Source organism: uncultured Fluviicola sp. (assembly GCF_902168135.1).
In the GTDB taxonomy this organism is placed as follows: domain Bacteria; phylum Bacteroidota; class Bacteroidia; order Flavobacteriales_D; family Crocinitomicaceae; genus Fluviicola.
On the sequence record NZ_CABHOL010000048.1, the window covers coordinates 79869 to 92203 of the forward strand.

General features: G+C 43.1%; 16 protein-coding genes. 13 read left to right on the top strand and 3 right to left on the bottom strand.

Annotation, left to right across the window (positions count from 1 at the left end; all coding sequences use genetic code 11):
• Nucleotides 1–112: 112 nt before the first annotated feature.
• The 3 genes from QZT69_RS16240 to QZT69_RS16250 form a co-directional block, all read right to left on the bottom strand.
• On the bottom strand, nucleotides 113–1294 hold the full coding sequence (locus tag QZT69_RS16240; RefSeq protein WP_294677339.1) for an acetyl-CoA C-acyltransferase: 1182 nt from the start codon (nucleotides 1292–1294) through the stop codon (nucleotides 113–115).
• A 93-nt stretch (nucleotides 1295–1387) separates the two neighbouring features.
• On the bottom strand, nucleotides 1388–1978 hold the full coding sequence (locus QZT69_RS16245; RefSeq protein WP_294677347.1) for a TetR/AcrR family transcriptional regulator: 591 nt from the start codon (nucleotides 1976–1978) through the stop codon (nucleotides 1388–1390).
• Nucleotides 1979–2431: 453 nt separating this feature from the next.
• Complete coding sequence (locus QZT69_RS16250) at nucleotides 2432–2725, bottom strand: hypothetical protein (RefSeq protein WP_294677354.1); 294 nt, start codon at nucleotides 2723–2725, stop codon at nucleotides 2432–2434.
• 234 nt (nucleotides 2726–2959) lie between these two features.
• Here QZT69_RS16250 and QZT69_RS16255 point away from each other — a divergent pair, with 234 nt between their 5' ends.
• The 13 genes from QZT69_RS16255 to QZT69_RS16315 all read left to right on the top strand — a co-directional run.
• Nucleotides 2960–3856 (top strand): DUF72 domain-containing protein, encoded by an 897-nt coding sequence (locus QZT69_RS16255; RefSeq protein WP_294677358.1) that lies wholly within the window; start codon nucleotides 2960–2962, stop codon nucleotides 3854–3856.
• A 362-nt stretch (nucleotides 3857–4218) separates the two neighbouring features.
• Complete coding sequence (locus tag QZT69_RS16260) at nucleotides 4219–4608, top strand: hypothetical protein (RefSeq protein WP_294677366.1); 390 nt, start codon at nucleotides 4219–4221, stop codon at nucleotides 4606–4608.
• A 61-nt stretch (nucleotides 4609–4669) separates the two neighbouring features.
• Entirely contained in the window at nucleotides 4670–5218 is a 549-nt protein-coding gene (locus QZT69_RS16265) for a DUF4255 domain-containing protein (RefSeq protein ID WP_294677368.1), read from the top strand.
• The gene (locus QZT69_RS16270; protein ID WP_294677375.1) at nucleotides 5215–5928 is read left to right on the top strand and encodes a hypothetical protein; all 714 of its coding nucleotides are present in this window, start codon (nucleotides 5215–5217) and stop codon (nucleotides 5926–5928) included. The genes QZT69_RS16265 and QZT69_RS16270 overlap by 4 nt, the downstream gene beginning before the upstream one ends.
• A gap of 30 nt (nucleotides 5929–5958) precedes the next feature.
• On the top strand, nucleotides 5959–7497 hold the full coding sequence (locus QZT69_RS16275) for a phage tail sheath C-terminal domain-containing protein (RefSeq protein ID WP_294677381.1): 1539 nt from the start codon (nucleotides 5959–5961) through the stop codon (nucleotides 7495–7497).
• Between the two features lie 132 nt (nucleotides 7498–7629).
• Nucleotides 7630–8079 carry a phage tail protein gene (locus tag QZT69_RS16280; RefSeq protein ID WP_294677387.1) on the top strand — a complete coding sequence of 150 codons (450 nt, stop codon included), beginning with the start codon at nucleotides 7630–7632 and terminating at the stop codon, nucleotides 8077–8079.
• A gap of 12 nt (nucleotides 8080–8091) precedes the next feature.
• Nucleotides 8092–8535: a phage tail protein gene (locus QZT69_RS16285; RefSeq protein ID WP_294677394.1), complete on the top strand. Its 444-nt coding sequence runs from the start codon at nucleotides 8092–8094 to the stop codon at nucleotides 8533–8535.
• Between the two features lie 5 nt (nucleotides 8536–8540).
• Complete coding sequence (locus QZT69_RS16290) at nucleotides 8541–8702, top strand: hypothetical protein (protein ID WP_294677401.1); 162 nt, start codon at nucleotides 8541–8543, stop codon at nucleotides 8700–8702.
• Entirely contained in the window at nucleotides 8702–9358 is a 657-nt protein-coding gene (locus QZT69_RS16295) for a hypothetical protein (protein ID WP_294677409.1), read from the top strand. Before QZT69_RS16290 ends, QZT69_RS16295 begins: the two co-directional genes overlap by 1 nt.
• Entirely contained in the window at nucleotides 9355–11145 is a 1791-nt protein-coding gene (gene vgrG, locus QZT69_RS16300; protein WP_294677414.1) for a type VI secretion system tip protein VgrG, read from the top strand. The genes QZT69_RS16295 and vgrG overlap by 4 nt, the downstream gene beginning before the upstream one ends.
• A gap of 7 nt (nucleotides 11146–11152) precedes the next feature.
• Nucleotides 11153–11452 (top strand): PAAR domain-containing protein, encoded by a 300-nt coding sequence (locus QZT69_RS16305; protein WP_294677422.1) that lies wholly within the window; start codon nucleotides 11153–11155, stop codon nucleotides 11450–11452.
• A 1-nt stretch (nucleotide 11453) separates the two neighbouring features.
• Complete coding sequence (locus QZT69_RS16310) at nucleotides 11454–11855, top strand: GPW/gp25 family protein (RefSeq protein ID WP_294677428.1); 402 nt, start codon at nucleotides 11454–11456, stop codon at nucleotides 11853–11855.
• Nucleotides 11856–12035: 180 nt separating this feature from the next.
• On the top strand, nucleotides 12036–12335 hold a 300-nt coding region (locus tag QZT69_RS16315), incomplete at its 3' end, for a hypothetical protein (protein WP_294677436.1).

Sequence of the window (12335 nt, forward strand, 5' to 3'; positions counted from 1 at the left end):
GTTTGATTTATTTATTTGTTAGTGTATACTTTATATTCTCCCGCAGAGGTTCGCAGATGAACGCTGAAGGAACTTGTTTAATAATTTCCGCTGACGAATTGAAGTGTTTTTTTTATCGTATGTTTTCTATGAGCATTGCTGTGGCACCTCCACCTCCGTTGCAAATTGCAGCCATTCCGTATTTCGCTTTTTGCTGCTGTAAAATATGCGTAAGAGTTACGAGAATCCGTGCCCCTGAAGCGCCAAGTGGGTGGCCCAGTGCAACTGCTCCGCCTTTGATGTTTACTTTTTCCAAATCCACACCGGCGAGACGGGAATTGATAATCGGAACATTGGCGTAGGCTTCGTTCATTTCGAAATAATCGATTTCTCCTATTCCAATTCCAGCCTTTTGAAGTGTTTTTTCAATCGCCAGGGAAGGTGAAGTGGTAAACCATTCCGGGGCCTGGGCCGCATCCGAAAAAGCAATGATCTTTGCCAGTGGTTTCAAGCTCCTTTCCTGTAGGAATTTCTCCGAAACGATGATGAGGATTGCTGCTCCGTCGTTCAGGTTGGACGCATTTGCAGCCGTGATCGATCCGTCAGATTCAAAGATAGGCTTCAGCTGGCTGACTTTTTCCGGGTTGAGTTTCTCGATATCTTCGTCCGTATCGTAAACAAATTCTCCCTTTTTGTTTTTAACAGTAATCGGTGTGATTTCATCCTTAAAACTCCCGGAAGCGTGCGCTTGTTTCGCTTTGGAGAAGGATTTTAACGTATAATCGTCCTGCTCTTCACGGGAAATTCCGTATTTGGTATTTGCCAGTTCAGCCGCACTTCCCATGTGGAAATTGTGGTAAGGATCCCACAAACCATCCTTAAGCATTCCGTCAATGATCCGCTGATGGCCTGTTTTATGTCCTTCCCGGTGATTTTCTATGTAATACGGTGCATTCGACATGCTTTCCATTCCACCTGCAATCACCACATCACTGTCGCCCAAAAGAATGGACTGAACAGCATAAGAAACCGATTTGATCCCTGAAGAACAAATCTTATTGATGGTTGTTGCGTCGACCTCATCGGGAATTCCTGCTGCACGTGCAGCCTGTCTGGCCGGAGCCTGACCGATATTTGCAGAAAGTACATTTCCCAGGATCACTTCATTCACATCACCGGGTTTGATACCTGCTTTCAAAAGAGCATCCTTTATGACTTCTGCTGCCAGCTGCGGTGCTGAAAAAGAAGACAAGGACCCCATGAAACCTCCGGTTCCGGTTCTTGTCGCTGCTAAGATGTACACGTTGTTTTTCATATTCTTTCGATTTTTCAATATTTCAATATTTGAACATCGCTATATCACGATGTTCGAATATACCGATCGGTATATTTTGTGGTGAAAAAATTTTTATACAGTCATTTCATCAATCATTTTCCGGATTAATTCCAGGTTTGAATTCAAATGTTTTTTGTTCTTAAAGGTTTTTGAAAGCAGCATTCCACCTTCAATCAGTGAAAGAAAATGATCCGCGAAAACTGCTGCATCTGTTTCCGGACGGAAAACCTCCTTTTTAATTCCGTAAGCTACAACACTTTGCACATGATCGTGCCAATCGCGCATGGCTTTTTGCACCCTGCCAAATAATTCCGGGTTGGAATCATCCGTATCAACAGCTGTATTCAGCAAAGGACAACCACCAGCCACATAAACCTTTTCAAAAACTTCGGAGTAAAAATTCACGTAGACCAATAGTTGTTCAACCGGGTCTTTTAATCCCAGGGAACGATTTACGATCTCATTTTTGATAATGTTGTGATTGTAATCAAAAGCCTCGGCTGCCAACTCGTCCTTATCCCGGAAGTTCCCGTAAACGCTTCCCTTCGTAAGTCCGGTTGCAGTTGTAATGTCCGAAATAGAAGTTCCCTCGTACCCTTTCTTGTTGAAGATCGGGGCCGTTGTTTCTATAATGAACTGTCTGGTACGTGCTGCTTTTGTCATGAATTATTATTCAATTACCAAGCAAATGTAAGTGATTTTTTTTTAATTATATACCGATTGGTATATAATTTATCGTTTTTTAGGAAATGAGTTCTTGTTGTATTTCTAAAATAAGAGCGGATTTAGTTTAAAAATTCATTGTAGGATCTTCGATGTACCCGAAAGGAAATACCAACAACACATGTATGATCATCAGCATGATCAATGCACTATTCGCGATACGGTTTCTGATAATAAGAAAAAGAACAGACAAGGCAGGAACTGTATAAAAACAACACTTTCCGATTAATTCCACCTGTTGCTCATCGTTCCAATTAGAAAAAAACAACATTCCCTTGACCACTGATATCCAATGTTCAGAATGCAAAGTGACTGCCAGGTAAATCAATCCGATAAAGACAGCTACAACAGGTATTTTCCAATAAGTATACGTTTTTCTGATTGCAGGTATGTTTAGTTCACAAACAAAGAAGGGTATTGCTCTTTCTGATTGATAAAGAAGCGGATTTCATCCGGCAGGTTCGTTCTTCCAAATGAGCGGAAAACGGGGTCACCTGCTCCTTCACTGAAATAATCTTCCAAATTCCGGTACTGAACAATTTCAACACTCTTGATGATGTCTTGTCCCAACCATTGAATGTCCCTGATTTTACAGTAAGAGAACACTTTTACACCTATTCCCTGAAGATCCGGAATAGTATCGGAGAATTCTATCAAATCCTTGACAAGTCTAACTGGTATAGTCATAACACAACATTTTTATTTCCAGCCAATTAATGGGTAAATTTCAATCTGCTGTTTTTTGATTACACCGGAAAGTTAAGGCTTTTATTTTTTACCCTGGTAAAGAACTTTTGAACAGTTCCGGGATTTAATATTCCCTTAACATCAGGTTTCCGTTATTCTATCTGCAAATCCCATGTTTACCTTGTTCAAAACCACTTAATTTTAAGTATTTTTAGTCCATGGAATTCGGAAAAATTGATCGCAGTTTACTGGGACAAGGTAAATTTTCGTCTTTCGGAAGACGGTGTATTCGCAAAAGCGCTAAAACAAGCGGTTAAACAACCCAAACTATTCGTTGGCGGTGCCAAATGGGGCCGAAAAGAATGGGTCGGACTGATTTATCCGGCGAAGACCAAAGAATCCGAATTCCTGGACTACTACATCCGAAACTTTAATGGTGTTGAGCTCAATACGACGCATTACCAAATCTATCCGGCGGCAACCATTCAAAAATGGGCGGAAAAAGCAAAAGGGACCGATTTTAAGTTTTGTCCTAAATTTCCGCAGTCTATCAGCCATTACAGCGATCTTTTGAGTTCCAAAGCACATGCCGACACAGACCGTTTCCTGGATTCTGTGATGAATTTCGGGGAACATTTGGGACCGATGTTCCTGCAGTTAAGTGAAAAGTTCGGTCCCCAGCGCCGGGATGCTCTTTTCTCCTATTTACAAAAACTGCCGAAAGACATTGCTGTTACCGTAGAAGTCCGTCACCCGGATTGGTTCGGGAATCCCCAAATTCGAGAAGAGCTTTTCCAAATACTCCATGAGTTGTCGATCGGGTCGGTAATCACGGATGTCTCAGGAAGAAGGGATTGCGCACACATGGAAGTAACATCACCTGGAACGTTCATTCGCTTTGTAGGCAACGGATTGCACCCAACGGATTACGAACGCATTGACGACTGGGTAAAACGGATCAAATCGTGGCTGCAGAAGGACATCCGGGAAATCCATTTTTACATGCACCAGCCGGACGAACTGTACACGCCGCAATTGACCGATTACTTAATCCGGGAATTGAATAAGACCTGTGGTTTGTCACTGGAAGCGCCCAAACTAATCGGAACAACGGGAAACCTTTTTGGGTAATTATCAAGCTCGTTTCACACAAATTCTTGATAATTGATAATTCTGTCATTGCTAATTAATAAGGGGTAACCCTTGTTTTCGGGAAGGAAAATTAAATTAAAGGCAAACAATTCAGATTATTAATTATTGATAATCAACAATTTAACATGTGATAATTTTTTAGTTGATCTGTTAAAAATCCGTTTATTTTTTTTCAAAAAACACCCTTCGTATTAAACTATTACTACCTTTATCGCTCACTGTTCACTCGATAATTCCAATGGAAAAGACCAGTTTACCACATTTCACAACTCTTGCGTACCCAGTGATCTCTGGCAAAATTCCCTGTTTATATCCAATGGAATTACACTATTCATTACAACATGCCTCAAAACAAATTTGCCATAGCCCGCTATGCGGTTATCGATGAACTTCTTCGGAAGCACACTTATGTAAAAACTTCTGCCATTGCTGAAACCTGTAAAAGAAATCTCGGGTATGAAGTTTCCCAGCGTACCATTCAGCTGGATCTGAACTCGATGAAAGATGACACCTTTCTGGGCTTTTTTGCTCCAATTGAATATTGTCAGAAACGGAAAGCGTATTTCTACAGAGATGCCGATTATCAATTCGGTTACCAGCACCTGAATGTTTCCGAACTGGACCTTCTTGAAAACGTATGTAATATTGCCTCCCGTCATTTAAAACCCGATCAGCGGGCCATCCTCGGTGACGTATTATTCAAAATCAAGAAAAGATACATCGCGAAATAAAACTTCGCCATTCGAATGTATCCTTGTAAGCTTGATTTATTTGTTACCTATTCGCTGAGTTATGATTTTCGAAGCACTGCAAATTCTTTCCGGGCAACTAAATGACTACTTGAAGATTCGTTTCAGGTTAACGGAAGACATTGTGTTCATTTCTCCCGTGAAAGATCCTGCGAAGTCATTTCCCAACCGGGTAGCTATTTCACTGATCGGTGTGGAACGGGAAACGGTAATCAGCACTTACACTCCGCTCCGGGGAATCTCTGATGCTTCGTTCGGGTCTGTAAACCCGCCAATATGGATTAACCTGCACGTAATGATCTCGGTAATTTTCCAGGAAAAACAATACGAAGAATCGATCCGGCTGCTTTCCGGAGTGATGTCGTTCATCCAACGGAACCAGATCATCCTTACGGGTGACGAAGGCAAAAAGCTCACCCTGGAAATCATGAACCTGAGCATGCATGAACTCTCCAATCTGTGGAGCATTTCCGGTGAGAATTATTATCCTTCCGTTGTTTGCAAGATTCGCGGAACAGAAATTACTGGTAACGAGATCACCGATATTTCTTATGCTGTATCTCAACCAAACACCAATACCGAACTACAATGAGCTGGCAGGGGACATATCGGATCTGGTTGAAATTAGTGGTACTTCATGAATATTTTGATAAGGAACAATGCGGTTTAATGCTTGAACCCGATACTGCCACTAAAACAATGCTTCACAAAGCCGGACTCATCTTTAAACAACATGACCAACGTACCTGGTTCGTGATCGGGGAAGATCAAATCCTGCTGGATGAAGAGACTATTCTGAACTTCTATTTCAAAACCGCACAAAAGGAATTCTATTATTACACGGATCAGGATGCCGTTTCCCAAACCGGGTGGTCATTGAACAATTATAACAAGAACGGGATTTGGAAAACACTCACGATTCCTGTAAGCGAAGCACGTTTAAAAACATCAGAAACGGAAACCATCGAAATTCAATTGAAAAGCCAATTGAAACACGTGGAATTCCTGGTCTTCCCTTCTCAAAGTTATTCCATGGGACCACTGGAAATCCGCGAACAGCGTGAGAAAGTGCTCTTTAAAGATGCTGAGGAACTCAAACTTCCGGGAACCGAAAGAATACTCTACCGATTTGTTTCATCCGAAACACTGCCTTTGAAGCAAAAAAGCGAGTACCAGTTTCATTTGTGGGAATTGCGAAAAAGCGGTGAAAACCTGCTGAGCAGGCTCCCCGATTTTCCTCGTGTAAATGTGCTTTCACCCTTTAGTCCGAAGGACACTATAACAAGTTACATCTATTTATAAATCAATACAATAAATCCAAATATGAGTACAATGAAAACACCTGGGGTATACATCGTCGAAAAGAACGCGTTCCCTAATTCCGTTGTCGAGGCTGCAACTGCGGTACCTGCATTTATAGGTTACACCGAGTTTGCCAAAGACGGAAACAAATCTTTATTAAACAAGCCATGGAAAATCAGTTCGTTAGCTGAGTTTATGCAGTATTTCGGAGGAGCTCCGGTTCCAAAATTCAGCACAACTCCAGCCGCAGACGGTGCCGATGGTGATGAACAACTGGGAGTCGCAACTTTATCGCTCAACGGTGCGAAATACACTGTTCAACGTGAAGGCGACAAGTTTAACTTCTATTACCAAATGCGTTTTTTCTTTGCAAACGGTGGTGGACCATGCTACATTGTTTCAGTTGGTGAAGGATATACAGGCGGGTTGGACGAAGAAAAGTTGAAAAACGGGATCGACACCCTTTTGAAAGAAGAAGAACCAACCATGGTACTGGTACCGGAAGCTGTTTACTTAAGTACGGTTGACAGCTGTGCCAATGTTCAGGTTAAGACATTGTCTCACTGCGGTGGACAGATGAAGAACCGCGTTGCCATTTTTGACGTGTTCGACGGGTTCAAGGATACCAGAAGCGAGAATGTGAAGAATTTCCGTGAAAAGATCGGTACCGAATTCCTGGATTACGGAGCGGTATACTACCCTTGGTTAAATACATCCATTGTTTCAGACAACGACATCAGTTTCCTCAATTTCAGTGATCCGGATGCTATTGCTGCGCTTCTTACGGCAGAGGATAAAGCAGGAAAACTGACAGAATTTATCGAGAAAGTTACTACAGCCAATGTGAATAGTTATTTTGAAATGTTGAATGCGGTCGATAAAACAGATGACTTTACAAAACTGGATCTGGATCTTAAAACAGCACACAAAGTATTGGCACGCCACTCTTCCATTTACAGCGAATTAATGCGCGAAATGCTTTTGATCATCAACTTATTGCCGCCAGCTTCAGCAATGGCTGGAATTTACACCCTGGTCGACGGAACAAAAGAAGTTTGGAAAGCACCGGCAAACATCGGAGTGGCAAACGTAATCAGTCCGACCGTGAGCATTTCTTTCAGCGACCAGGAGGATCTGAATGTTCCTATGAACGGTAAGGCAGTGAATGCGATTCGTTACTTCGTAGGTGATGGGATCAAAGTTTGGGGAGCACGTACACTGGACGGAAACTCGCTTGACTGGAGATACATGAACGTACGCAGAACCATGATCATGCTCGAAGAATCTATCAAAAATGCAGCTAAAGCATATGTTTTCGAACCGAACGTTGCAAATACCTGGGTAAGCGTGAAAAGTATGATCAGTAATTTCCTGAACGGGATCTGGAAACGCGGTGGTTTGGCAGGATCAGTTCCGGAAGATGCATTCAGCGTGCATATCGGGCTTGGCGACACCATGACACCGGAAGATATCCTGGAAGGAATTATGCGCATTACCATTTTGGTTGCCATCTCAAGACCGGCTGAGTTTATTGAGATTACGTTCCAGCAGCAAATGCAAAAAAGCTAATTAAACAAGATCACAGGTTCAAAAAAGTTCAAGGAGTTCCAAAGGTTTAACAGGTTCAATTTGAACATTTGAACATTTGAACATTTGAACATTTGAACATTTGAACATTAACAGAATTAAAAATAAGAAATCATGGCAGGAGAAAAACAAGATAATGTATGGCCTCTACCGAAGTTTTACTTCCAGGTAAAATTAGGCGATAAAGAAGTTCCTTTCCAGGAAGTATCCGGATTGGACATTGAAGCTCAAATCATTGAGTACAGACACGGGAACAGTAAAGAGTTTTCAACGATCAAAATGCCCGGAATCAAAAAGACCGGAAACGTGACCCTGAAAAAAGGTGTATTCGTGAAAGACAACGGATTCTGGGATTGGTTCAACAAGATCAAGATGAATACGATCGAACGTCAAACAGTGGTAATCAGTTTATTGGACGAAGCAGGAGCACCAACAATGGTTTGGACTCTGAACAATGCATGGCCGACGAAAATTACCGGAACAGACATGAAATCGGATGGTAATGAAGTGGCTGTTGAAACAATTGAAATTGCCCACGAAGGATTAACAATTGCAAACAGCTAATAAACAAATTCTATGGCTAAGTCAAAATGGGAACTTCCGGTAGCTTTTTATTTCCAGGTAAAAATCGGGAATGAAGAGTTTGCTTTCAAAGAAGTAACCGGATTATCAGCTGAAATAGAAACAGAAAGCGTAAAAGAAGGAGGTGTGAATGAATTTACATACCTCCTTCCTAAGCAGGTGAAGCATGGTAATCTGAGTTTGAAAAGAGCTTTGAACCCGATAAACCGGAATGATGTGGTCTGGATCAAAAAAATCCTTGAGGGTGACTTTTCACAACCCATTGTTCCAAGAGATATCATAGTGAATTTGCTGGGACAGGACGGCGCGCCTGTTTACACCTGGACCTGTTCGAAAGCATATCCGGTTAAATGGGAAGTGGGAGGTCTGGATTCACAGTCCAACACCATTTTAATTGAAACGATCGAATTTGCATATACAACCCTGAAACGTTCTTAGATCTTATGTCAATTATCATTAAAGAAATCAGTATTCGAACGACCATTGAGCGAAAAGCAGGCCCAACGGGTGATCTTGACCTGAAAGTAGCCAAGCTCAAAAAAGATATTTTGAGGGAGGTGCAGGACACATTACGTAAACAACGCATTAAAAAAGGAGATCGGTAATGGGCGAATTGGTCAAGTTAAAAATCATTGGGTACGAGAATCAGAGTTATTCCGAATCGAAGAAGACCAGCGACTTCACCACACAGGTGAATCCTGCTACGATGAAACTCGGGAAACGACTCAACTATTCTCAAAACGGAGAAGCACAGGGTGTTGCAAACCTGCGTAAATTCCGTTCCCAGGCACTTGACAGTCTTTCTTTCGAAGTTCTTATGGACGATACGGGAATTATTCCAAGTAAAACGGGAAAAATCAAAGACCGTATCAATCAACTTGAAAAAGCAATTTACCGCATCAACTCCGAAAGTCACGAACCCAGTTACACGAAAGTAATCTGGGGAACTTTCATTTTCCGGGGAAGGGTTGAAAGCATCAATTACGATTACAGTTTATTCTCCCCCGACGGAACACCCTTACGGGTAAAAGTATCTTTTTCATTTGCAGGTTATTTCGACAAAGACACCACGCAAATGAACTCCCCGGACCTTTCAAGGGTTATTACATTCCGTGCAGGAGATACCATTGCCCGCTACTGCGATGAAATTTACGGCGATGCTTCGTTTTGCCACGAAATAGCTGCCTATAATAACCTGAGCGAATTCAGAAATATTGAACCGGGAACAAAAATTCAGTTCCCACCATTAGCACGAAAATGAGCGTATCACCGGAAAAAAATAGTGAAGGACTCGTAACTTTTTCCATCTACAGTGAAGGGGAAAAGATCAGCGACAGCTTTGAAGCGGTTTCGATTTGGATCCGCCGGGAAGTCAATCGCATTGGTCGTGCCAAACTGGTGTTTGAAGCCGGAAACATGCCCATGAAAGAAATCCCGGAAAGTGACGACGATACCTTCGCGCCGGGAAGTACCATCCGGATTGAAGCAGGATACCAAAGCAACGAGCACATCTTGTTCGAGGGAGTTGTTATTACGCATAAAGTAGACATTCCCGAAGACGATACCGCTACACTGGAGATCGAATGTGCCGATTTTGTATTTCCAGCTACATTGATCAGAAAGAACAATTACTTCGAACAGCAAAAAGACAGCGATATCATCTCGACCATTTTGGGCACCTACTCCGGTCTTTCCGCAACTGTAGACGCTACAACGGTTTCGCACCCGGAAATGGTTCAGTACTACTGTTCTGACTGGGACTTTATTTGCTCTCGTGCGGATGCAAACGGACTCATCATCATCACCGACCAAAAGAAAGTCAATGTCATCAAACCCAAAGTTTCAGCTTCCCCCGTACTTAAAGTAACTTACGGAGAAGACCTCATTTCGTTCCGCGGAGAACTCCAAACGGCAGACCAAACACCCGGAGTAGACGCCTACGCCTGGGATATCGCTACTCAAGCGATGATCAAAGCCGCGTCTGCTACTCAGACACTCAACGAACAGGGAGACCAAACACCTTCCGATCTTTCGGAAGCCGTGGGTGGAGATCGCTGGGAACTTCAAACAGAAAGCTACGGGGATTCTTCGCAGCTGCAGACCTGGGCAGATGCACAATCGCTTAAAGCAGGTTTATCGCGCATTCGGGGAGAAATCAGGTTCCAGGGAAGCTCACTTGCTGTTCCGGGTTGTCTGATCACACTCGACGGACTGGGAAAACGGTTCAACGGAGATGCTTTTATCGGAGCTGTGGAACATTCCATTGAAGACGGTGAATGGATCACAACTGCCGGAATGGGAATTGATCCGGAAATGGCCACTCAAAATACCGACGTAGTAACACCTCCTGCTTCAGGACTACTCCCGGGAATTGAAGGTTTACACATTGGACTGGTCAAAAAACTGGATGGAGATCCGGGGAAAGAATTCCGTATACAAGTAGAAATCCCTTTATTGAACACAGACAAAAACCTGGTATGGGCACGTCTGAGCAATTTCTGGAGCAGCAATAGTTTCGGAGCTTTTTTCATCCCCAATGTGGGTGATGAAGTGGTTTTGGGCTTCCTGAATAACGATCCCACTTACCCGGTAATACTGGGAAGTCTATACAGTTCGGCAAATCCGGCTCCACTTCAGATCGACAAAAAAAACCCGATCCAGCTTATGCAGACCAAAAACGGGATCAAGCTGGAAATGGACGATGAAAATAAAGTAGTGACCGTAACAACACCGGGAACCAATAAAATGGTTTTAAGCGACAAGGACAAAAATGTGACGCTTGCCGATCAGAACGGAAATAAAATAGTGCTTTCAGACAGCGGGATCCTGATCCAGGCAGCGAAAGAAATTACACTCAAAGCCGGAACCGAAGTTAAAGTGGATGCAGGAACCAACGCCAGTGTAAAAGCCGGTGTAAACGCAACCGTAAAAGGTACAAACGTGGAACTGACAGCAGATGCCAGCTTCACGGCAAAAGGAAATGCCTCTGCGGAATTATCCGCAGCAGGACAAACGGCCGTAAAAGGCGCTATTGTAATGATTAATTAATGAGAATATGAGTTTAGCAGCCAGACTAACAGATATGCATACATGTCCGATGGTAACTCCGGGAGTTCCTCCTGTACCACACGTCGGCGGTCCGATAAGCGGTCCGGGAGTACCAACTGTATTAATCGGCGGATTACCCGCTGCTGTAATGGGAGATATGTGCGTGTGTGTTGGTCCTCCGGACAGCATTGTCAAAGGATCGGCAACTGTAATGATCGGTAAAAAGCCAGCGGCACGCATGGGAGATACCTGTGCGCATGGCGGAGCAATTGTATTGGGATGTCCAACTGTACTAATCGGAGGATAACATGAACGACAAAACATATTTAGGAACCGGCTGGGCCTTTCCCGTGCGATTTAATCAGCTCGGTGTGCACCTGGTTTCAGACGAAGAAGATATTTGGGAAAGCCTGCGGATTTTGTTTTCCACCATTCCCGGCGAGCGTGTTTTTCGCTACAACTACGGCTGTCCGATCGATAAATGGGTCTTTTCGAAAATTGACCTTTCGGAACGCACCATGATCATCGACATCATCGAACAGGCTATCCGCGACGGAGAACCTCGTATCGTGACAGATTCTGTAGATGTGGAAGTACGCGACCCCCTGGAAGGAATTCTGTGGATAAAAGTAGAATTCACTATCCGGCAGACAAACAGCCGAAGCAGCATGGTTTATCCATTCTACTTTTTGGAAGGAACACAACTTTAATAATTACGAATTACGAATGCCTAATTACGAATTGAAAGGCTGACTTCGACTCCGCTGCGCCTTTGCTGTAGCTCTTCACCTTTGCGTAACCGCTATGGTGGAGCAAGGTCTGCGTAAGCATTCAGTCACCTTTAAAAATTTGAACTAATTGAACATTTAGACTTTTGAACATTTAAAACTTTGGAATCAAGAGACGGACATAGCAGAAAAGATCGTTTAGATCGCTTGCGCGTTCCCGGCAATTTTAAAATGCTGGATAACGACAAAGCCGTCATGCTCGAAAAATTGATCCAAATAGCGAAATGGATCCATTTTTACAATGAACAGAATGTTCCCCAGGAATACTTTGACAGTTTCCTCGGAGAGTTGAAGGCCCTGTTGAAAAGCATCCATCTGAAGCATTCGCATGAAGCCATCGGAAAGATGGAACCTTCCCAGGCGCTGCTCCTTGCTTTTGTAGAAAACCTGCAAAAGGTGATG